18 protein-coding genes are annotated in these 21,787 nt (G+C 71.4%); 9 read left to right on the forward strand and 9 right to left on the reverse strand.

Features of this window, described 5'->3' with window-relative positions; genetic code table 11:
• Positions 1–99: 99 nt before the first annotated feature.
• The 4 genes from zwf (at position 100) to AUL35_RS15280 (ending at position 6,212) form a co-directional block, all read left to right on the forward strand.
• Complete coding sequence (gene zwf, locus AUL35_RS15265) at positions 100–1,578, forward strand: glucose-6-phosphate dehydrogenase (RefSeq protein ID WP_062016252.1); 1,479 nt, start codon at positions 100–102, stop codon at positions 1,576–1,578.
• 10 nt (positions 1,579–1,588) lie between these two features.
• On the forward strand, positions 1,589–2,287 hold the full coding sequence (gene pgl / locus AUL35_RS15270; protein WP_062016255.1) for a 6-phosphogluconolactonase: 699 nt from the start codon (positions 1,589–1,591) through the stop codon (positions 2,285–2,287).
• A 61-nt stretch (positions 2,288–2,348) separates the two neighbouring features.
• Positions 2,349–4,169, forward strand: coding sequence for a phosphogluconate dehydratase (edd, locus tag AUL35_RS15275; protein WP_062016257.1), 1,821 nt, complete (start codon positions 2,349–2,351; stop codon positions 4,167–4,169).
• 84 nt (positions 4,170–4,253) lie between these two features.
• Positions 4,254–6,212: a nucleoside-diphosphate sugar epimerase/dehydratase gene (locus tag AUL35_RS15280; RefSeq protein ID WP_244493791.1), complete on the forward strand. Its 1,959-nt coding sequence runs from the start codon at positions 4,254–4,256 to the stop codon at positions 6,210–6,212.
• Positions 6,213–6,218: 6 nt separating this feature from the next.
• Here the strand turns inward: AUL35_RS15280 and AUL35_RS15285 are convergent, their stop codons facing one another.
• The 6 genes from AUL35_RS15285 to AUL35_RS15310 form a co-directional block, all read right to left on the reverse strand.
• Positions 6,219–7,301, reverse strand: coding sequence for an ABC transporter ATP-binding protein (locus AUL35_RS15285; RefSeq protein ID WP_062016260.1), 1,083 nt, complete (start codon positions 7,299–7,301; stop codon positions 6,219–6,221).
• Positions 7,302–7,347: 46 nt separating this feature from the next.
• Positions 7,348–8,190 (reverse strand): carbohydrate ABC transporter permease, encoded by an 843-nt coding sequence (locus tag AUL35_RS15290; protein ID WP_062016262.1) that lies wholly within the window; start codon positions 8,188–8,190, stop codon positions 7,348–7,350.
• Complete coding sequence (locus tag AUL35_RS15295; protein WP_062016264.1) at positions 8,187–9,188, reverse strand: carbohydrate ABC transporter permease; 1,002 nt, start codon at positions 9,186–9,188, stop codon at positions 8,187–8,189. The genes AUL35_RS15290 and AUL35_RS15295 overlap by 4 nt, the downstream gene beginning before the upstream one ends.
• An 86-nt stretch (positions 9,189–9,274) precedes the next feature.
• A complete protein-coding gene (locus tag AUL35_RS15300; RefSeq protein ID WP_062016343.1) occupies positions 9,275–10,531 on the reverse strand; it encodes an ABC transporter substrate-binding protein in 1,257 nt (418 codons plus the stop codon).
• A gap of 233 nt (positions 10,532–10,764) precedes the next feature.
• A complete protein-coding gene (locus AUL35_RS15305) occupies positions 10,765–12,753 on the reverse strand; it encodes a GumC family protein (protein ID WP_062016265.1) in 1,989 nt (662 codons plus the stop codon).
• Between the two features lie 128 nt (positions 12,754–12,881).
• A complete protein-coding gene (locus tag AUL35_RS15310; protein WP_062016267.1) occupies positions 12,882–13,988 on the reverse strand; it encodes an endo-1,4-beta-xylanase in 1,107 nt (368 codons plus the stop codon).
• 42 nt (positions 13,989–14,030) lie between these two features.
• Between AUL35_RS15310 and AUL35_RS15315 the strand changes: the two genes are divergently transcribed.
• Positions 14,031–15,332: a lipopolysaccharide biosynthesis protein gene (locus AUL35_RS15315; RefSeq protein WP_062016268.1), complete on the forward strand. Its 1,302-nt coding sequence runs from the start codon at positions 14,031–14,033 to the stop codon at positions 15,330–15,332.
• A 31-nt stretch (positions 15,333–15,363) separates the two neighbouring features.
• Here the strand turns inward: AUL35_RS15315 and AUL35_RS15320 are convergent, their stop codons facing one another.
• From AUL35_RS15320 to AUL35_RS15330, 3 genes are read right to left on the reverse strand one after another with little or no spacing between them, the layout of a single operon-like run.
• A complete protein-coding gene (locus AUL35_RS15320; RefSeq protein ID WP_062016270.1) occupies positions 15,364–16,242 on the reverse strand; it encodes a DUF6492 family protein in 879 nt (292 codons plus the stop codon).
• On the reverse strand, positions 16,242–17,072 hold the full coding sequence (locus AUL35_RS15325) for a WecB/TagA/CpsF family glycosyltransferase (RefSeq protein WP_082666367.1): 831 nt from the start codon (positions 17,070–17,072) through the stop codon (positions 16,242–16,244). The genes AUL35_RS15320 and AUL35_RS15325 overlap by 1 nt, the downstream gene beginning before the upstream one ends.
• A complete protein-coding gene (locus AUL35_RS15330) occupies positions 17,069–18,295 on the reverse strand; it encodes a glycosyltransferase family 4 protein (RefSeq protein ID WP_062016272.1) in 1,227 nt (408 codons plus the stop codon). Before AUL35_RS15330 ends, AUL35_RS15325 begins: the two co-directional genes overlap by 4 nt.
• Before the next feature lie 150 nt (positions 18,296–18,445).
• On the opposite strand from AUL35_RS15330, the gene AUL35_RS15335 reads away from it, so the two are divergent.
• The 4 genes from AUL35_RS15335 (at position 18,446) to AUL35_RS15350 (ending at position 21,762) form a co-directional block, all read left to right on the forward strand.
• Positions 18,446–19,438: a glycosyltransferase family 2 protein gene (locus AUL35_RS15335; protein ID WP_062016274.1), complete on the forward strand. Its 993-nt coding sequence runs from the start codon at positions 18,446–18,448 to the stop codon at positions 19,436–19,438.
• Positions 19,439–19,509: 71 nt separating this feature from the next.
• Positions 19,510–19,959 (forward strand): DUF2948 family protein, encoded by a 450-nt coding sequence (locus AUL35_RS15340; protein ID WP_062016276.1) that lies wholly within the window; start codon positions 19,510–19,512, stop codon positions 19,957–19,959.
• 34 nt (positions 19,960–19,993) lie between these two features.
• Positions 19,994–21,292 (forward strand): histidinol dehydrogenase, encoded by a 1,299-nt coding sequence (gene hisD / locus AUL35_RS15345; RefSeq protein WP_062016278.1) that lies wholly within the window; start codon positions 19,994–19,996, stop codon positions 21,290–21,292.
• Positions 21,293–21,294: 2 nt separating this feature from the next.
• Positions 21,295–21,762: a UPF0262 family protein gene (locus AUL35_RS15350; protein WP_156418019.1), complete on the forward strand. Its 468-nt coding sequence runs from the start codon at positions 21,295–21,297 to the stop codon at positions 21,760–21,762.
• Positions 21,763–21,787 lie beyond the last annotated feature (25 nt).

Consider the following 21,787-nt stretch of genomic DNA (forward strand, 5'->3'; position numbering starts at 1 on the left):
CTCCTTCCCCATTTCAATCGATTGAATTATACCGGGCCGTCCGGCGCCTCCCCGCCGTGCGTCAAGTCCGGCAGAGCCTGAGGTGGCAGAGGAAAGCCCGTGTCCAGTCAGATCATACCGGTTGAGCTCTTCGATTACGTCGTCTTCGGCGGCAACGGCGACCTGGCCGAGCGCAAGCTCCTGCCCGCCCTCTACCATCGCGACCACGACGGGCAGATCCCGGACGGCTCGCGCATCATCGGCGCCTCGCGCACGGCCCTGACGGACGAGGAATACCGCACCTTCGCCCGCGAGGCGCTGGAGAACTTCGTGGCCGAGAAGGACCGCGAGCCGGCCGCGGTCGACCGCTTCCTCGCCCGCCTCTCCTACCGCGCCGTCGACGCGCGCTCCGATGACGGCTGGGAGGCCCTGAAGACCCTCCTCGACGAGGCCGGCGACAAGCGCATCCGCGCGTTCTACCTCGCGGTCGGTCCCGCGCTCTTCGGGGATCTGGCCACGCGCATCCGCACGCTGGGCCTTGCCAACGAGAAGACGCGCCTCGTGGTCGAGAAGCCGGTGGGGCGCGACCTCGCCTCGGCCAAGGCGCTGAACGCGCTGATCGGCGAGCATTTCGAGGAAAGCCAGGTCTTCCGCATCGACCACTATCTCGGCAAGGAGACCGTGCAGAACCTCATGGCTCTGCGCTTTGCCAACATGCTCTACGAGCCGCTCTGGAACTCGGCCTTCGTGGACCACGTCCAGATCACGGTCGCCGAGAGCGTCGGCCTCGAGGGCCGCGCGGGCTACTACGACAAGGCCGGCGCGCTGCGCGACATGGTGCAGAACCATATCCTGCAGCTGATGACGCTGGTGGCGCTCGAGCCGCCGTCCTCGCTCAGCGCCGACGCGCTGCGCGACGAGAAGCTGAAGATCCTGCGCTCGCTGAAACCCATTACCAGCGCCAATGTCGAGCAGCTCACCGTGCGCGGCCAGTACAAGGCCGGCGCCTCCAACGGGGGCGCCGTGAAGGGCTATGTCGACGACCTGAACGACGGGCCGAGCGACACCGAGACCTTCGTCGCCATCAAGGCCGAGATCGACAACTGGCGCTGGGCGGGCGTGCCCTTCTACATCCGCACCGGCAAGCGCCTGGCCGAGCGCGTCAGCGAGATCGTGGTCACCTTCCGGCCGATCCCGCACTCGATCTTCGGCGGCACCGCCGGCCACATCGCCGCCAACCAGCTCGTCGTGCGCCTGCAGCCCGACGAGGGCGTGAAGCAGTGGCTGATGATCAAGGACCCGGGCCCCGGCGGCATGCGCCTGCGCCACGTGCCGCTCGACATGAGCTTTGCCGAGAGCTTCGGCGTGCGCAATCCCGATGCCTACGAGCGCCTCCTGATGGACGTGATCCGCGGCAATCAGACCCTGTTCATGCGCCGCGACGAGGTCGAGGCGGCCTGGGAATGGGTCGATCCCATCCTGAAGAGCTGGGAGGAGATCGGGGTCCGCCCGCAGGGCTACACGTCCGGCACCTGGGGCCCGTCCTCCTCGATCGCGCTGATCGAGCGCGACGGCCGCACCTGGCACGAGCCGGATTGAGGGGGAGCGGATGCTGAAGCGCCACGAATACGACACGCGCGAGGCGCTGGCCGAGGCGCTGGCGGCGGGCGTCGCCGCCGTCCTGGCGGGCGGCATCGCGACCAACGGGCAGGCGCTCCTGGCCGTGTCCGGCGGCTCGACCCCCCGGCTCTTCTTCCGGCACCTCTCGCAGGCCGCGATCGACTGGAGCCGCGTGACCGTGGTGCTGGTGGACGAGCGCTGGGTTCCCGAGACGAGCGAGCGCTCCAACGCCCGACTCGTCCGCGAGAACCTCCTGCAGGGCCCCGCGAGCGCCGCGCGGACCGAGTTCTTCTTCCAGGAGGGCGAGAGCGCGGACGAGGCGCAAGCCTCGCTGTCGCGCCGCTTCGCCGCTCTGCCCCGGCCCTTCGACGTCGTGGTGCTGGGCATGGGCGACGACGGTCACACCGCCTCCTTCTTTCCGGGCGGCGACCGGCTGGCGCAGGCGATCGACCTCGCCGATCCGGCCGCCGTCGTGCCGATGCGCGCGCCCGGCGCCGCCGAGCCGCGCATAACCCTCACGCTCTCGCGTCTCGCCGACGCCCGCCTTCTCGCCGTCCATATCGAGGGCGACAACAAGCGGGAGACGCTGGAGCGGGCGCTGGCCGGCACCGATCCGGCCGAGATGCCGGTTCGCGCCGTCTTCCGGCTCGAACGCCAGACGCCGATCGAACTCTTCTGGGCGCCCTGAGCGCCCGGCCGAAGCCTGGGCGCGCCACGGCGCGCCGGGGCCCCTTGAAGGACGCCGACCCATGACCGCCGACCGCCGCATCGAGGACATCACCGACCGCATCCGCGAGCGCTCGCGCGCCACCCGCGAGCCCTATCTCGCCCGCCTCAAGGCGGCGGGCGCCTCCAAGGGCCCGCAGCGCGCCCGGCTCAACTGCGGCAACCTCGCCCATGGTTTCGCCGCCTGCGGCCCGGTGGACAAGGAGCGGCTGACCGGCGACCGCACGCTGAACCTCGGCATCATCACCGCCTATAACGACATGCTCTCGGCCCACCAGCCGTTCGAGACCTATCCGGAGATGATCCGTCAGGTGGCGCGCGAGATGGGCGCGACCGCGCAGGTCGCGGGCGGCGTGCCGGCCATGTGCGATGGCGTGACGCAAGGCCAGACCGGCATGGAGCTGTCGCTCTTCTCGCGGGACGTGATCGCCATGGCGACCGCGGTGGGCTTGTCCCACGACATGTTCGACGCCGCGCTCTACCTCGGCGTCTGCGACAAGATCGTGCCGGGCCTCGTGATCGGGGCGCTCGCCTTCGGCCACCTGCCGGCGATCTTCGTGCCCGCCGGCCCCATGACGAGCGGTTTGCCGAACGACGAAAAGGCGCGCGTGCGCCAGCTCTACGCGGAAGGCAAGGTCGGCCGGGCCGAGCTGCTGGAGGCCGAGTCCAAGAGCTACCACGGCCCCGGCACCTGCACCTTCTACGGCACGGCCAACTCCAACCAGATGCTGATGGAGATCATGGGCCTCCACACGCCCGGCTCCTCGTTCGTGAACCCCGGCACCCCCTTGCGCGACGCGCTGACGCGCGAGGCGACGCGCCGCGCGCTCGCCATCACCGCGCAGGGCAACGAGTACACGCCGGTCGGCCTCGTGGTGGACGAGCGGGCCGTCGTCAACGGCGTCGTCGGCCTCCATGCCACCGGCGGCTCCACCAACCACACGATGCATCTCGTCGCGATGGCCGCCGCCGCCGGCATCCAGCTGACCTGGCAGGACATCTCGGACCTCTCCGACACGACGCCGCTGCTCGCGCGCGTCTATCCCAACGGCCTGGCCGACGTGAACCACTTCCACGCCGCCGGCGGCATGGGCTTCCTGATCCGCGAGCTCCTCGACCACGGCCTGCTCCACGACGACGTGGCGACCAGCTGGGGCACGGGCCTGCGCGGCTACACGGTGGAGGCGCGCCTTTCCGCCGACGGGCACGGCGTCGAGCGCGTGCCCGCCCCCACGGCCAGCGGCGACCCGCGCGTGCTGGCCACCGCCGACGCGCCCTTCTCGGCGGAAGGGGGCCTGCGCGTCCTGAAGGGCAACATGGGCCGCGCCGTGATCAAGGTCTCGGCGGTCAAGCCCGAGCGCCGCGTGGTCGAGGCGCCCGCGCGCGTCTTCGAGAGCCAGGACGCGCTGCAGGCCGCCTTCAAGGCGGGCGAGCTTGTCGGCGACTTCGTGGCCGTCGTGCGCTTCCAGGGCCCCCGCTCCAACGGCATGCCCGAGCTTCACAAGCTCACCCCGACGCTGGGCGTCCTCCAGGACCGGGGCCAGCGCGTCGCGCTCGTCACCGACGGGCGCATGTCGGGGGCGTCCGGCAAGATCCCGGCCGCGATCCACGTGACGCCCGAGGCGGTGGACGGCGGCACGATCGCCCGCATCCGCGAGGGTGACATGATCCGCCTCGACGGCGAGACGGGGCGGCTCGAGATCCTGGTGGACGAGGCCGAGCTCACGGCCCGCCCGCCCGCCACGGCCGACCTCTCGGCCAACGAGGCCGGCATGGGGCGCGAGCTCTTCACCGTGTTCCGCCGCATGGTGGGCACGGCGGACGCGGGCGCCAGCGTCTTTTGACGCCTCCCATGCGCCTGGGATAGAACCGGACGGGCTGGTTGCCGTGCGCGACCGGCCCGTTGCCATTTGGAGTGTGCCGCGCGCGTGTCCCGTCTTCCCCGCCTGCCGCGCGGATCCCTGCGCTCTTTCGGCATCGTCCACGACGTTCTCGTCGCGGCGCTCGCCATCACGCTCTCGCTCGGCCTCGCCTTCGGTTTCGCGCCGCTCACCTATAGCTGGCAGCCGATCGCGCTGATCGGCGCCTTCACGCTTCTTTCCGCATTGATCTTCCCGCTCTTCTCGCTCAACAGCGGCGCGTGGCGCTACGCCTCGCTGCTCGACGTCGTGTCGATCGTGAAGGCGGTGACCGCCGTCAACGTCGTCTTCCTGATCGCCAACTTCATCCTGTTCCGGGGCGAGTACCTGCCGCGCTCGGCCGTGGTGATGACCTGGTTCATCATGATCGTGGCGCTCGGCGGCCCGCGCCTCGCCTACCGGCTCTACAAGGAGCGCGGCCTGTCCGACGGGCTGGCCGCCGGACTCAAGGGCGGGCGCGGCGAGCACGTCCTCCTCTACGGCTTCAACGACAATGCCGACCTCTTCATCCGCAACGCGCGCCGCTCGCATACGCCGGTCCACATCATCGGCCTGATCGACCGCCGGGCGAAGAACCGGCGCCGCCAGCTCCATGGGCTGCGCGTCCTCGGCTCGCTCGCCGACCTGCCCGCCATCGCGCGGCAGGCAGAGCACGGGGCGACGCCGGTCACCCAGCTCATCGTCACCGAGCCCCATCTCAGCCCCCGCGAGCTCGCCGAGATCGTGGAAGGCGCCGCGCCCCTCAAGATCGCCGTCAAGCGCCTGCCCGACATCTCGCGCGCCGATGGCGTCGACGGCGACCGGCCGATCGAGACGCTGCCCGTCTCGCTGGAGGACCTTCTCGGCCGCACCGAGATCGCGCTCGACGTCGACGAGGTCGCGCGCCTCATTCGCGGACGGCGCATCGCGGTGACGGGCGCGGGCGGCTCGATCGGCTCCGAGCTCGTCAACCAGATCGCGAGCTTCGAGCCGGCCGCCATGCTGCTGATCGACGCCTCGGAGTTCAACCTCTACTCGATCGGCCGCCGGATGGGCGACCAGCACCCCCATGTGCCGCGCGAGGAGCGCATCCTCGACGTGCGACGCGGCGAGCGGGTCGCGCGTCTCTTCGCCGAGTTCCGCCCCGAGGTCGTCTTCCACGCCGCCGCCCTCAAGCACGTGCCGATCGTGGAGGAGAACCCGATCGAGGGCATCGAGACCAACGTCATCGGCTCGCGCAACGTGGCCGACGCGGCGCTCGGCTGCGGCGCGCTCGCCATGGTCATGGTCTCGACCGACAAGGCCGTGAACCCGACCAACGTGATGGGCGCGACCAAGCGCGCGGCGGAGGCCTACTGCCAGGCGCTCGACCTGTCGCAGAACCAGACGCGCTTCATGACGGTGCGCTTCGGCAACGTCATGGGCTCGGCCGGCTCGGTGATCCCGCTGTTCCGCTCGCAGCTGGAGCGCGGCGGGCCGCTCACCGTCACCCATCCCGACATCACGCGCTTCTTCATGACGATTCCCGAGGCCTCGCGCCTCATCCTCCACGCGGCGGGCCACGGGCTCGGCACGCAAGCCGCGCGCGGGCAGATCTTCGTTCTCGACATGGGCGAGCCGATCCTCATCCGCGAGCTCGCCGAGCGGCTGATCCAGCTCGCGGGCCTGCGTCCGCACGAGGACATCGCGATCGAGTACACGGGCCTGCGCCCCGGCGAGAAGCTGTTCGAGGAGCTGTTCGGCGAGGGCGAGACCGTGGAGCCGACGGGCCGGGCGGGCTTGCGCATCGCGCGCTCGCGCGTCTCCGACCTCGGCTTCCTGCGGCGCAACTTCGAGACGCTGGCGCAGGGCCTCGGCGAGGGCGACGGTGCCCGCGCGGTGGAGCTCCTCGCCCATATCGTGCCGGAATTCGCGCGCTCGCGCCGCGAGCCGGCGCTGATCGGAGAGGCCGGCGCATCGCCCCGCCTCATCGCGCCGCCGGAGGCGTGAGACGCGTCAGGCCGCCGCGCGGCGCTCGGCCCGCACGGCGTGGCCGGCCTCGTCGAAGAGGCGCAGCGCGGCGGGCTCGGCGGCAAGATGCACGCTCGTGCCGCGCTCCAGGTGCACGGCGCCCGGCAGCTTGGCGACGAGCGGCTCGCCCCCGTCCCCTAGATCCACGTAGACCAGCGTCACCTCGCCGAGCGGCTCGACCAGCGTGACGGTGCCCGAGACCAGCGCCCGCGCGGCGTCGTCGACGAGGCGCAGGTCCTCCGGCCGGACGCCGAGATGGAGCCTGGAGCCCGGTGTCACGGCGATCGACCCGGCAGGGCCGAGCCGCAGGCGTCCGGCCCCCTCGCCCTCCACCGGCAGGATGTTCATGGCGGGCGAGCCGATGAAGCGCGCGACGAAGAGGTTGTCGGGGTCGGCGTAGAGGTCGAGCGGGCGGCCCACCTGCTCGACGCGCCCCCCGTTCAGCACCACGATCCGGTCGGCCAGCGTCATCGCCTCCACCTGGTCGTGGGTGACGTAGATCATGGTCGTGCCGTGCATCCGCTCGTGGAGGCGCGCGATCTCGATGCGGGTCTGGACGCGCAGCGCCGCGTCGAGGTTCGACAGGGGCTCGTCGAACAGGAAGATCTTCGGGTCGCGCGTGATGGCGCGCCCGATCGCGACGCGCTGGCGCTGGCCGCCCGACAGCGCCTTGGGCAGGCGCTCCAGATAGGGCTCGAGCTGGAGGATCGAGGCGGCGTGGCGCACGCGCCGGTCGATCTCGGACTTTGGCGTTCCCTTCTCCAGCGTCAGGCCGAAGGCCATGTTGTCGTAGACCGTCATGTGCGGGTAGAGCGCGTAGGACTGGAACACCATGGCGATGCCGCGCTGCTTGGGGCTCTCGGCGTTCACCACGCGCCCGTCGATCGTCATCGTGCCGCCGGTGATCTCCTCCAGTCCCGCGATCACGCGCAGGAGCGTGGACTTGCCGCAGCCCGACGGGCCGACGAACACCACGAACTCGCCCGAGCGGATGTCGAGGTCGATGCCGTGCAGGACGTCCACCGCGCCGTAGCTCTTGCGCACGCCCGTCAGCTTCAGATTGGCCATGGGTCGACTCCTTGAAAGACGCCGGAGGATCGGCGGTACCGGGCGCTCAGCCCTTCACGCCGCCGGCGGTGAGGCCCGAGATGATCTTGCGCTGGAACACGAGCACGAGGACGATGAGCGGCACGGTGACCACGACGGAGGCCGCCATGATCGTGCCCCAGGGCGTCTCCTGCTCCGAGGCGCCCGACAGGAGGGCGATCGCGACCGGCACGGTGCGCGTCTCGTTGTTGGCGACGAAGGTCAGCGCGAACAGGAACTCGTTCCAGGCCGCGATGAAGGCAAGAAGCCCCGTCGTCACCAGCGCCGGCCACATGAGCGGAAGGAAGACGCGGCGGATGATCGTGAAGGGCGAGGCGCCGTCCACGATCGCCGCCTCCTCGATCTCCACCGGCAGGTCGCGCATGAAGGTGGTGAGCACCCAGACCGTGAACGGCAGGGTGAAGATCATGTAGGCGAAGACGAGCGAGAAGAGCGTGTTGTAGAGCCCGAGCGAGCGGATCATCTCGAAGAGCCCCGCCAGCACCGCGATCTGCGGAAACATCGAGACCGCGAGGATGGTGAGCAGCAGCAGCCCCCTGCCCCGGAACGACACGCGCGACAGGGCGTAGGACGCCGTCACGGCCAGGAACAGCGAGATGGCGACCACCGAGAAGGCGACGATCACCGAGTTCAGGACGTTGCGCAGGAAGGTGCCCGACGTCAGCACGTTCTCGTAGTTCACGAGGCTGAAGGCGCGCGGCAGGTAGTCGATGCGGAAGAGGTCGGTGCCCGACTTCAGCGAGGTCAGGATCGCGTAGTAGAACGGAAACACCGAGAACAGGACGATGGCGACCACGAGGGCGTAGAAGCCGACGTTGCCGGCGGTGCGCTGGAGCGTTCGGGCGGTCATCGGCCCTCTCCCCCTTCGAGGTTGAGCCGGGCGGTCCTGATGTAGAGGAGCGTGATCATCGCGATCACCAGGAAGAGCATGGTCGAGGCGGCCGAGCCTTGGGCGAAGTTGTCGAACTGGAAGAGGTTCTCCTGCGCGTAGACGCTCATGGTCTTGGTGTCAGCGTTGTTGGGCGTCAGCACGTAGATGAGGTCGAAGACGCGCAGCGCGTCGAGCGCGCGGAAGATCACCGCCACCAGGATCGCCGGGCGGATGAGTGGCAGCGTCACGCGGAAGAAGACCTTGACCGGGTTCACGCCGTCGATCCTCGCCGCCTCGTAGACGTCGCCCGGCACCATCTGGAGGCCCGCCAGGATCAGGAGCGCCATGAAGGGCGTCGTCTTCCAGACGTCCACGATGATCACCGCGATCATCGCCGTGTCGGGCGAGGCGGTCCAGGCGATCGGCGCCGAGATCAGCCCGACGCGCAGGAGCATGTCGTTGAGGATGCCGAACTGGTCGTTCATCATCCAGGCCCACATCTTGGCCGAGACGATGGTGGGAATGGCCCAGGGGATGAGGACGGCGGCGCGCACCAGCGCCCGGCCGCGGAACTCGGCATTGAGCACGAGCGCGAAGACGAGGCCGAGCACCGTCTCGATCGACACCGAGATCAGCGTGTAGCGCACCGTGTTCCACACGGCCTGCCACCAGACGGGATCGACCAGGAGCCCGAAGGCCTCGCCCTCGCCGTCGCCGTAGTCCACCCATTCGTAGTAGTTGCGCAGGCCCACGAACTCGGCGCCCGCAAGATCGCCGAGCTTGGCATCGGTGAGCGAGAAGCGGATCGTCTGGGCGAGCGGCCAAGCGGCGACCAGCAGCAGAACGAGCAGCATCGGCAGGAGGAAGAGCCAGGCGGCGCGGCGGCGCTGCCGGTTCAGCGCCGAGCGCACGCATGCCGGCGCCTCGGCCTCGAGGGCGGATTGTGTCGGCGGGACGCCGAGCGAGACGTTGGCCATGGACTGCCTCGAAGGAGCGGACGGCCGACCGGATGCGAGCGGCCCCTGGGGCGGGTCCGGGGCCGCTCAGCGCGGCCCCGGCGATCTCACCACTCGCTGCGCTTCAGCCGGCGCAGCTGCTTCTCCAGCGCATCGAGGTTGGCCGCCGCCGTGCCCTGGCCGGACAAGGTCTTGTTGGCCGCCGTCCAGAACTGCTGCGAGACCTCGTTGTACTTGCCCTTGGTGGGGGCGGAAGGGCGTGCCGTGGCGTTCTCGAACACGGTCTTCCACTTGGCCACCAGCGGCTGCTTCTGCGCGATCTCGGGATCCTCGTAGAGCGCGGGGATCGTGGGCAGGCGGGCGGTGCCGAGCGCGCGCGCCTTCTGCGACTCGGCGGAGGTGAGGAACTTCACCAGATCCACCGCCGCCTGCTTGTGCTCGGAAAAGTTCGAGACCGCGAGGTTCCAGCCGCCGAGGCACGCAGCCGAGTTGCCGCCCGCGCCCGCGGGAAGGGGCGCTGCGTCGAACTTGCCCTTGATGGGCGAGTCGTCGCCGTTGGCGAGAGGGTAGGCATAGGGCCAGTTGCGCATGAAGACGGCGTTGCCGGTCTGCCAGACGCCGCGCGACTCCTCCTCCATGTAGCCGAGCACGCCGGCGGGCGCGATCGTGCCGACCCAGCCCTTGGCCATGTCGAGCGCCTCTGCGGCCTTGGGGTTGTTGACGGTGATGTTGCCGTCCGCGTCCACGATCTGGCCGCCGCCGTTCGAGGCGACCCATTCCAGCGCGTCGCAGGTCAGGCCCTCGTAGGCCGCGCCCTGGAACACGAAGCCGTTCATCTGCGCGTTGCCGGCCTGCCGCTCGCCGTCCTGCACGGCCTTGGCGGTCTCGGTCAGCTCGGCCCAGGTCTTGGGAACCGGCTTGCCGTACTTCTCCAGGAGGTCCTTGCGATAATAGAGAGCCGGCGCGTCGGCGTAGAGCGGCATGGCGACGAGCTTGCCGTCCACCGTCTGCGAGGCGACCACGGAGGGGTTGTGCTGGCCCACCACGTCCTTCATCGCCTCGGTGAGGTCCATGAAGTTGCTGGCGAGCTGCGGCGCCCAGATCACGTCGGTGCGGTAGACGTCGATGTCCTTGTTGCCGGCCGAGAGCCAGAGCCGGTACTGGCCGAACTGGTCCGAGGTCGAGGCCGGCATGGTGACGATCTTGACCGTGTGGCCGCTCGCCTTCTGGAAGGCGTCGAGCTGCGTGCGCATCTCCTCGACGTCCTTGCCGATCGAGCCGAGCACGATCGACAGCTCCTCGGCCATCGCGGGCGTGCCCGCCAGCGCGAGCCCCGTCGCCAGAACGGCCGCGAACCGGCGCATGTTGCTGGTCGTCATGTGTCCTCCCCTTGGCTGTCGCCCCGTTGGCCGGGGTCGACCCGGCAGCACCATCGCTCGCCCCTGCGCCGGATCAGCGGGGGTGCGACGGCTCGATGCCGGTGAACTAGGGCGAGTGAAGCGGTTCAGGAACGCCGGCGCAAGCCGGAACGCACCTCACAAGGGCGGCACGAGCGCCGCGGAGACGCAATTCCTGGGGATCGCCCGCTGCAGGCGCGTCAGGACCCGGCACCCTCCAGGCGGCGGCGGCGCAGGGCCGCCAGGCGCAGGCTGACGCGCTCGCGCGCGCCCTCGGGGGCGGACGGCCCCGCGTCCGGCTGATCGGCCGTCCCCTCGCCCTCGGGCGCCTTGTCGGCCTGCGCGCGGCGCGCGGCACCCAGCGCGCGGATGCGCTCGCGCAGCGCGTCGCGCCGGCGCTCCAGCTCGTCCTCGGACGGGCCGTCGTCGACGGCGTGCTCCCGGGAGGCACCGTCCTCGTCCGCTTCGGCGGTCTCTTCCTCGTGCGGGTGGGCGGCCAGATCGGCGGAGGCGTCGGTCGAGGGCGACGGCAGGTCGCGGCCAATCGCGTCGGAGGGCTCGGCCGCGCTCGTGCCGCGCAGTTCCCAGCCCGCGCCGACCGGTGCCGGCCGGGTTTCGGCAGGTTCGCTCGCACCCGCCGGCCCGTGCTCGGCGACGGTCTCGGCGCGGTCGTGGCTGAGGACGTCGCGGGCAAGCTGCGCGGCAGCCGCCTCCCCCATCGCGAACGAGGGGGCCTCGGCCGGCGCGCGATGGCCGCGCAGGGCCCTGACGATCGCGGCCAGAAGCACGATCGCGACGCCGAGCCCCGCGCCCGCGATGCCGCCGGCCGCGACCACGACCTTGCGCGACAGGCTGGAGGGAAGAAGCGGCACGCTCGCGTCGGAGATCACGCGCACGTTGGTGGTGTTGAGCGATTCCTGTTCGCTGGTCTGCCGGGCGCGCAGGAGATAGGCCTCGTAGACGGCGCGCGAGGCGTCGACCTCGCGCTCCAGCTCGCGCAGGCGCACGAAGGAGCCGCTGGTCTCGATCTGGCGCGAGCGCAGCGTGTCGATCTGCGCGGTGAGGTCGCGCTCGGTCGCCTGGGCGCGGGCGAGCTCGGTCTGGGCCGAGGCGACGATGCGCGAGAGCTCGGTCTGGATCGCACGGCGGGCCGAGGCGAGCGCCCCTTCCGAGGCGATGCGCTGGGGGTGGCGGGGGCCGAGGCGCGAGGCGAGGAGCGCCTCGTTCTGGGCGGCTTCCGCGTAGGTCTGGCGCAGGCGCTGGAGCGACTCGGAGTTCAGGCCCTCGGGAAACGAGCCCTCCACCACGTCGTCGACGCTCGCGCGGCGCAGCGACTCGGCGCGCACGTTGAGCGCCGTGATCTGGGCGCGCACGTCGGCGAGCTGGTTGTTGATGCGCGTGATGTACTCGTCGTCGATCAGCTTGCCGCCGACGCCGACCAGCCGGTTCTCGGCCTTGTAGGTCTCGACCGCCTCCTCCGTGTCGACGACGCGCTGGCGCAGCTCGGCCAGGCGCGACGACAGGGCCTGTGTCGCGCGGCGCGCGATCTCGGCCTGGGCGCGGCCCTGCTCGGCGATGAAGGTCTCGGTCACGAGGTTGGCGAGGCGCGCCGCCTTCTCGGCGTCCTCGGAGCGCACCGCGAGGTCGATCACGAAGCTGTTGGGGTTGCGCGCCGCCGCCACGTGCTTGCGGAACTCGGCCAGCGTCACGAGCTCGCGGTCGCGCACCATCGCCTCGCCGTCCTGCGAGCCGAAGACCGACAGAGCCGCCGAGAACCCGCCGAGGAGGCTCGTGCGCGTTCCGTTGAACTCGGAATCGGCCGTCAGCGTCGCCTCCGAGATGACGCGGCCGAGCACGCGGTCCGAGGTCATGACCGCGATCTGGCTTTCCACCAGCGCGAGGGTCGCGTCGGTCGACAGGCCCTGCGGCGTCACCGTGACGTCGTTCTGGACGATGTTGAGGTCGCGCGGGTCGAGGACGAGGCGGCTGACGGCGGTGAACTGCTTGGGCGTCGACATGGCGCTGGCGAGCGCCAGACCGGCTCCCGCGAGCGCGAAGAGCACGATGAGCCAGCGCGCGCGCCAGACCGACGAGAAGAGCGCCACCGGATCGAAGAGCCCGCCCGGCATCCTCCCGCCCGCCGGCGCGACAACGGCCGGCTGCGCCGGGCTGTGGCTCTCGTAGAACATGGACAGGCCTTCGCGACAGGGTGCCGAGCCCCGGTCGGGCTCCCGCGATGACCTTGCGTCAACATGGCAAAGAAAGGGTTAACGTACCCTCCTCCAGAGCGTGGCGGCAGGTGCGAGGCCGCCGCGCCTCAGGCCTGTGCGAGGCGCCGGCGCAGGAGCTCGTACCAGCGCTTGGGCACGAGGTCCGCATCCAGCGGCAGCGGGCGCACGGGCTGGCCGTCGGTGCGCGGCATCACGTCGCCCACCCAGCTGTAGCGGTCGGTCAGGCCCCAGGTGATCACGGCCTCGGGGCGCTGCCCGGCAAACAGCCCGTCCAGGAAGTCGCCGACCACCTTCTCCGCCGCCCGGTCGATCTCCTCGGGTCCGCCCGGCACCTGAAAGTCGATGACGTCGATCTCGGTGGCCAGAAGCCCGACGCCGAGCGTCTTCAGGTCGCGCCCGAAGCGCGCCATCGCCTCCGGGTCGATCTCGAAATGCGAGTAGAGGTGGCCCTGGATGCCGACCGCGTCGACGCGCAGGCCCCCGTCCTGCAGCTGGCGCACGAGGTCGAGCATCACGCGCCGCCGCGCGTCGTAGCGCGCGCCCCGGAACTCGAGGTCGTAGTCGTTGACGACGAGGCGCGCGCCCGGATCGGCGCGCGCGGCCTCGGCGAACGCGATCGGGATATGGCGGGGCCCGAGCGTGCGCAGCCACCACGTGTCGCGCAAGGGGCCGCCGCTCTCGCGCGGCTCGTGGGCGATCACCTCGTTCACGACGTCCCAGCTTTCGAGCCGCCCCCGGAAATGGCCGGCGGTGCGCTGGATATGCTCGCGCAGCACCATCTCGGCCTCGATCGGGTCCCGGATCCGCTCCAGCCACGCGGGGTTGCCGTCGTGCCAGACGAAGGTGTGTCCGCGCGAGGTCTTGCCGTTGGAGCGCGCCCAGTCGACGAGCCGGTCGGCGGGCCCGAACTCGAAGCTCTCGCGCGTGGGGCGCAGCATCGGGAACTTCAGCTCGTTCATCGGCAGGACGAGGTCGCACCGGTCCAGGAAGACCTGGGCGTAGGCGGGATCGCTGTCGAAGAAGTTGGACTGGATCGCCGCGCCGAAGGGCACGGGCGCGGCCGCCCGCGCTACGCGGGACGGGCCGATCGTTGCGGCGAGCGCGGCGGCTCCTCCCAGAAGCGAACGGCGCGTTAAGGCCGTTCTGCTAGACGGGAAGCGGCGCGGCCCGTTGGCCGTGCGGGTCTTGGGCATCACGGACACGCTCCTCGAGGCCCGGAAGATGGGCTGTCATCCATGGGCTCGATGGTGAGGCAAAGATTTGAAGGGAAGCTGAAGCTTCTCGCCGACTACGCCAAGCTCCTCGGCGGCTCGGGCGGCCGGCTCGTCTTGTCGCTCGCCTACTTCGCCGCGATCGCCAACGCGCTGAGCGTCGCCGACTACGGCCTCTTCGCCACGGCCTCGGCGACCGGCATCGTCCTGTCGCGCATCTTCGGCCTCGGCTTCGTGTCGCCGCTCTACCGCACCTCGGCCGCCCGCCCGCGCCTCATCGGCGTCTACACGGCGGGGCTGCTTCTGGCGGCGGTCGCCTCGCTGCCGCTGGTCGCGCTCGCCGCCGCCGGCTTCTACCTCGCGGTGTTCCGCGAGGATCTGGGCCCTGGTCCGTTCGCGCTGATCGTGGCGGCCGAGGTCCTCGCCTGGCGCACGCTCGAGGTCGTGTGCATCGTCAACAACGGCCTCGGCCGCTTCGGCCGCGCCTCGCTCCTGGTGGTGGGGGGAACGCTGGCCAAGGCATTGGCCGCGCTCGTCTTCCTCCGAATCGCCGGGCACGACGGCGGCCTCTGGTTCTGGGGGCTCCTGTATCTCGCCGCCAACGCGTTCTCGGCGCTCGCGGGCATCGCGTTCCTGTATCCGCGCCAGCGCCTGCGCATCGACATGCGGCTCTACCGCCGCCGCCTGCAGGACAGCCTGTCCGTCGCGGGCGCCGAGATCCTGTTCTACCTCCAGTCCGAGCTCGACAAGCTCCTGGTGCTCTCGGTCGGTGGCCCGCAGACGGCGGGCATCTACGCGCTTCTCATGCGGCTCATCGACCTCACCGCCCTGCCGGTGCGCTCGTTCAACATGATGGTGGTGCAGAAGATCATGCGCGCGCCGGGCTGGCTCGCCTCGTGGCGCATGCGGCTCGGGCTGGAGGGCGGCATCGCGCTGGTCTCGGCCGCGGGCGCGGGCGCGCTCGCGCTGGTGCTGCAGTTCGCGCCGCGGCTTCTGGGCGGCAACGTCGCCGAGGCCGTGCCCCTGATGCCGCTCGTGATCCTCGTGCCTGCCTTCCGCAACCTCGTGGAATACGAGAGCGAGCTTCTCTATGCGGGCGGGCGCACCACGGTCCGAGCGGGACTGCTGGCGCTTCTGGGCGTCGTCAAGGCCGCGCTCCTGACATGGCTCCTGCAGGGCGTGGGCGACGGCTCGACGGGATGGGTGGCGGGCCTCAACGCGGTCTTCGCCGCGCTCTGGACCCTTTCCTTCGCCGCGACCTACACGGCGCTCGCAGCGCCCGCAGGGCGGCGCGCCGCACTCGGGGCGGTGGGCGGGGCCGCCTGAGCGCAACCGGATCGGCGTCCGGACAAGGCTCCTAGAGACCGACCACCGAACGGATCAGGTCGGGGCTCGTTCCGGTGAAGGACTGGAGGCCGACCGCCACCTGATCGGCTTCCAGCCCGTCCAGAAAGGCGCGCACGCCCGTCTCGTCCAGCGGCGGCCCGATCCAGTAGACGGCGCAGAGCATCCGGTCGGTCGGCTCGTGCCGGTCGGGGCGCGCCTCGCACTCCTCCACGAAGCGTCCGTAGATCGTGCATTCCGACAGGGCGGCGGAGCCGACCAGCGCGCGCATGGCCGACCGGCCCGTCGCCTCGCGGATGCGGGCCAGCATGTCGCGCACCGAATCGGCGCGCCAGGCGATCAGGGTCGCGATGTAGCCGGTCTCGGTCTCGGCCGGCGCCTCGATGCCGAGAAGCCGACCCGCTCGCCGCGACCACTCCCCATGCTCGATCCGCAGGGCGTCGGTCACGACCTGGCGCATCGCGTCGGGCCGCCGGTAGAAGGATACGCGCCCGCCGTGGATCATCGAGCCCACCGCGAAGGGCCGCACGAAAAGCACATCGGAATCGAGCGAGACCAGCACGTCCTCGTCGAGCGCGGCCGCCATGGCGATGCGGCGCAGTTGCTGCACGTGCCAGCCGCGCAGGGGCGGGCCGAACGGCGTCACCCAGAGCGAGCGGCGCGGCCGGCCGAAAAGGGTCGGCACGGGCACGAGCCAGGCGGGCAGGATCTCGTTCTCGCAAACGACCCGTCGCCCCGGCCCCTCGAGGGCCCGGAACAGCGCGAGGTCGCGCCGCGCCACCAGGATCAGATGAACGGCATGGCCGGTGACGAAGCGGTCGATCGAGTCGCACAGGAGGCGGCATCGCTCGAAGTCGCCGCGATAGCTCGACGTCACGAGGGCGACGCGCATCAGCGCTCCGTCCCGCGCGCGATCTTCTGCCGGGCGACGCGCAGGAGAAAGGCGGGATTGCCGCGGATATAGCGCCGGGCGAGGCGCCGCGGCTCCAGCAAGAGGCGCCAGACCCATTCGGCGCGCAGGCGCCGCACGAGCGCGGGTGCGCGCGCGACCTTGCCGGCGGTGAAGTCCAGAAGCGCCCCGACGCCCATCGCGACCGCCGCCTCGCGCGCACCGACATGGCGATGCAGGAACATCTCCTGCCGGGGCACGCCGAGGCCGACCAGAAGAAGATCGGGCTTCAGGGCGCGCAGAAGCGCGGCCACGCCCTCGGCCTGGTCGCCCTCCTGAAAGAAGCCGTGCGAGACCGCCGTGAAGCGGTGCTGCGGGAAGCGCTCCGCGAAGCGCTGGGCCGCGCGTTCCGCCACGCCCGGCTCGCCGCCCACCAGCGCCACGCGCAGCGGCTCGGCGGCCGCGGCAAGGAGGCGCGGCACGAAGTCGGTCCCGTTGAGGTTTTCCGGAAAGGGCTCGCCGAACAGCAGGCGCGAGCCGAGATCGACCCCGATCCCGTCCGGCAGGCAGAGCGTTCCCTCCATGGCCTCGCGATAGTCCGCGTCCTCCAGCGAGACGTTAACGCAATGCGCGTTGGCAAAGGTGACGCGCAGGCCCATGCGGGTGCGCATCGCCTCCAGAACCGCGGCGACCGCCGTATCGCCGTCGACCGCCGCGACCGAGAGCCCACCGATGCGGCGCAGGACGAAGCGCGAAAGATCAGGGCCCGCCGCCGCGCGCCGCGTCGGCGACCGGGACGGCGAGGGCCGCGCGCTGACGAGGGCGCCGCTCATGCCGCGACGCCGCGTCGCCGGCGCTCGCGCCCGTCCCAGGCGCCGGCCGCGCTCGCCTCGGGTCGCAGCCGGGACAGGCCGGCGGAGAGCCCGGCCAGAAGACCCTGGTTCTGGCGCTGGGCGAAGGCGCCGCCGTCGAGGCGTCTCACCTCGCCCGCGCGAACCGCCGCCACCAGCGCCGCAAGGGCGCCGGCAAAGCTTGCCGCATCGTCCGCGACCCGCACGTTGGCGGGCAGGACGGCGCCGATGCCGCGCAGCGCGGCGGGCGTCGCCACGGCGGGCATCCCCTCCTCCAGCGTCTCGATGGTCTTGAGCTGCACGCCGGTCCCCCCGCGCGTGGCGATCGCGACGACGCGGCTCGAGCGCACGAAGTCGGCGGCATCCGGCACGCGGCCCCGGAAGCGGACCTGCGGGGGCGCGGCCGGCGGGGGCCCGTCGAAGACGCCGGCGATCTCGATCGTGACGTCGGGCGGAAGCCGGGGCACGACCTCTTGAAGAAACCAGTCCATGCCGACGCGGTTCGGCGCCCAGCTCCAGGTGCCGATCATGGCGACGTCGACGCGCGGTTCGCCGGGGTTTGTGCCTGCCCCGCGCTCACGGCCCGTCGCGAGGCTGAGCGTCACGGCGCGCGGGTCGCCCTCGAGGCCGAGGCGCCGCGCGTCGTCCTGCGCGAGCGTATGCACCACCGCAGCCTCGCGGCACAGCCACGCTTCGCCGCGCTCCAGAAGGCGAGCCTCGCGGGCATACAGGAGGCGCGACACCGGGGAGCGGGCATGCACGGCGTTCTCGCGTGCCGACAGATGCTCGACATTGTGGGCGATCAGGACGGTGGGCGCGATCCCGGTCAGCAAGGGGTAGGCGATCGGCATCTGGACCGAGGACAGGATCACCGCGTCGACCTGCCCGACCGCGTCGAGCCGGCGCCGCAGGGTCGCATCGTCCACCACGCGCAGCTTGGCCGAAGAGACCGTGAGACCCAAGCGCAGGGCCCGCACGACCCAGGCCGCCTTTCGCGCCCGCGAGGCACCGCTGTTCTCGATCGCCAACGGGCCGAGATCCAGGTGCGGACCGCGCGGCGCCTCGGCACCGGGCCGGCGGAAGCCCACCGGCACGAGTTCCACGCCGCACGCCTCCAGTCCCCGCGCGATCGCGCGGTTGGCGATCTCGAAGCCGGTCGCGGCCTGGGCCTCCGGCAGCCAGGATGAAACGAAGAGAGCGCGCATGGAGAACTTGTCCCGAGGATGCCCCAGAGTTAGCCGGCGGCCGTTACAAAAGCGTCAAGTCATCGGTGCGAAAGCGCGGCGTCGCGGCTACGCCTCCTTCATCCCGTTGCTTGACCGATTCTTCATCGCTTCCGCCGGAGGATGGCGGCCATGAGCCGATCATCCCCCCTTCCGGACCCGATCGAGATCCGCGCGCCCGGTCTCGATGCCGCGACCTGCGAGACGGTCGTCATCCTGCCGACCTTCCGGCGGCCCGCGCAGGTCGTGGCGACGCTGCGCTCGCTGGAAGCGCAGCTGCGACGGCACCACGCCGCCGTGATCGTGATGGACAACGACGACGAGGGACGCGAGGGGCTGGAGGCGGTTCGCCCGCTCCTCGCCTCGGGCGAGATCCGGGGGCTGGCGCTGGTCGCCCGCGAGCGTGGCAACTGTTCGGCCTACAATGCGGGCTTCCGCACCGCGCTCGCCGAGTTTCCGCGCATGGCGCAATGCCTCGTGATCGACGACGACGAGCTGGCCGGCGAGGACTGGATCGCCCGGATGCTGGCCGAACAAGGCCGCAGCGGCGCCGATGTCGTGGGGGGCCCGCAGGTGCCCGTCATCGAGAATCGCCTCGACCATGCGCTCGCCCGTCATCCCGTGTTCGGCGCGCCCTACCAGCGCTCGGGTCCCGTGCCGATCCTCCTGTCCTCGGGCAATGTCCTGATCCGCCGGGCGGTCCTCGAGGCGGCCGGCGACCCGGTGCTCGACACGGGCTTCAACTTCATCGGCGGCGGCGACAGCGACTTCTATTCCCGCATGCGCGAGCGGGGCTTCCGCTTCTCGTGGTGCGCCGAGGCCCTCGTGTTCGAGACCGTTCCCGAGCGGCGCACGCGCTTCGGCTGGCTCAACGCCCGGGCCCTTCGCAACGGCGCGCTCTCCTCGATCATCGAGCACCGCCGCCGTCCCGACCTCGCCGGCCGTCTGCGCACGCTCGGCAAGAGCCTCTGCCTGCTTCTGGCGGCGCCGATCCGAGGCGTCCTTCTCGGGTGGCGCCAGCGCCTGGCGCTTGCCGCGCTCTACCCGCTCCAGATCGCGATCGGACGCTTCATGGCCGAGATCGGCCTGATCGGCGAGCAGTACCGCCAGCCCGAGCGGAACTGACGGTGGCGCCCCGCGGCGTCCCGCCCTAGTTGCGGGCGCGACGCAAAGGCATCCCCCGCGAGGACTGACGCATGGACCTTCTCCGCCTGATGGCGCTCGACGACGAGGATCTCGCCATCCTCTCGGCCCATGCGCAGGACGGGGTGGCGCGGCTCGGCGACCTCGTCTACCTGCCCGCCGAGAAGCAGTTCGCGGTCGGCTTCAACCGCTTCCGCTGGGAGCGGGCGACCGCGCGCCGGCGCTGGTTCGGGCGGCCCGTCGCCTTCGAGCGGCGGCGCTCCGCGCTCCATTTCGACCGCGTCCTCGCCGTGCGCCGCCAGAACCTGCCGGCCGATCCCGACGCCGTCCTGGCGCTCCTCGCCATCCGCTGGCACCCCGGCGCGGCCCCGTCGGGCACGGTGGAGCTTGTGTTCGCCGGCCAGGGCGCGATAAGGCTCGACGTCGAGTGCATCGAGGCCCAGCTTGCCGACCTCGGCCCGGCCTGGGACACGCTGGCGCGTCCCGACCACGACCGGGGCTGAGCGCGGCGGGCCGCCCTATCCAGAAGGTCCCGCCTTGCCCCAACGGCTCCACAGCGCCGACCCCGACTTCGAGCCGCGCTTTCGCGACCTGCTCGCCGCCAAGCGCGAGGCCTCGGTGGACGTCGAGGCCGCCGTGCGCGCGATCCTCGACGACGTGCGCGCGCGGGGCGACGACGCCCTGATCGACTACACGCGTCGCTTCGACGCCCTGGAGCTGACGCCCGAAACGCTGCGCGTCTCGCCGGACGAGATCCAGGCGGCGCTGGAGGCGACCCCGGAGACGACGCTGGAGGCGCTGCGCTTCGCGCACGAGCGCATCCGCAGCCACCACGCGCGCCAGCGCCCCGCCGACGAGCGCTACACGGACTCGCTCGGCGCCGAGCTCGGCCACCGCTGGACGGCGGTGGAATCGGTCGGGCTCTACGTGCCGGGCGGAGCGGCGAGCTACCCCTCCTCGGTGCTGATGAACGCGGTGCCCGCCAAGGTCGCGGGCGTCCGGCGCATCGCCATGGTGGTGCCGGCCATGCGCGGCGCGCTGAACCCGCTCGTTCTGGCCGCCGCCTCGGTCGCCGGCGTGTCCGAGATCTACCGGGTGGGCGGCGCGCAGGCGATCGGCGCGCTTGCCTACGGCACGCACTCGATTCCCGCCGTCGCCAAGATCGTCGGCCCCGGCAACGCCTATGTGGCGAGCGCCAAACGGCAGGTCTTCGGAAGCGTCGGCATCGACATGGTGGCGGGCCCCTCCGAGGTCCTCGTGATCGCCGACGGCGAGAACGACCCGGACTGGCTGGCCGCCGACCTCCTGGCGCAGGCCGAGCACGACGCGGCCGCGCAGTCGATCCTCCTCACCGACAGCGCCGAGCTGGCCGATGCCGTGGAGCGGGCGGTGGAGCGCCAGCTCGCCACGCTCAACCGCTCGGCCACGGCCCGCGAGAGCTGGGAGACGTTCGGCGCCGTGATCGTGGTGCGCTCGCTCGACGAGGCGCCCGCGCTCGCCGACCGCATCGCGGCCGAGCATCTCGAGATCGCCACCGACGACCCCGACGCGCTGTTCGGGCGCATCCGCAACGCCGGCGCGGCCTTCCTCGGGCGCCACACGCCCGAGGTGATCGGCGACTATGTCGGCGGCTCCAACCACGTCCTGCCGACGGCGCGCTCGGCGCGCTTCTCCTCGGGCCTTTCGGTGCTCGACTTCGTGAAGCGCACCTCGATCCTCAAGCTCTCGGCCGAGACCTTGCGCGCGCTGGCACCGGCCGCGATCGAGCTGGCACGCGTGGAAGGACTCGACGCGCACGCGCGCTCGGTCGCCATCCGGCTCAATCCGGGCGCCTGACGGTGGGTGGCGGTCGCCTCGTCGCGGTGGAGCTCGACGCCTCGGTGGGCCGCGCCCCGCCCGACGTCGAGCACGAGCGGCGCGTCGCGATCGTCGACCTCCTGGAGGAGAACCGCTTCGAGCCGGTCGGCGCGCCCGAAGGGCCGTTGCGGCTGCGGCTCTCGCTCGCCGACCGTCGGCTCGTCTTCGACATCCGCTCCGAAGGCGATCAGGCGCTCGTGACCCACATCCTGTCGCTGACGCCCTTTCGTCGCGTGATCCGCGACTATTTCCTGATCTGCGACAGCTACCAGGAGGCGATCCGCACCGCCACGCCCTCGCAGATCGAGGCGATCGACATGGGCCGGCGCGGCATCCACAACGACGGGTCCGACCTCCTGCGCGAGCGGCTCGAGGGCAAGATCGCCCTCGACAAGGACACGGCGCGCCGCCTCTTCACGCTGATCTGCGTGCTGCATCGGCGCGCGTGAGGGAGGATGATCGGAGTGAGCGGGG

Origin of the sequence: Aureimonas sp. AU4 (assembly GCF_001463765.1) — a bacterium.
Taxonomy (GTDB): domain Bacteria; phylum Pseudomonadota; class Alphaproteobacteria; order Rhizobiales; family Rhizobiaceae; genus Aureimonas.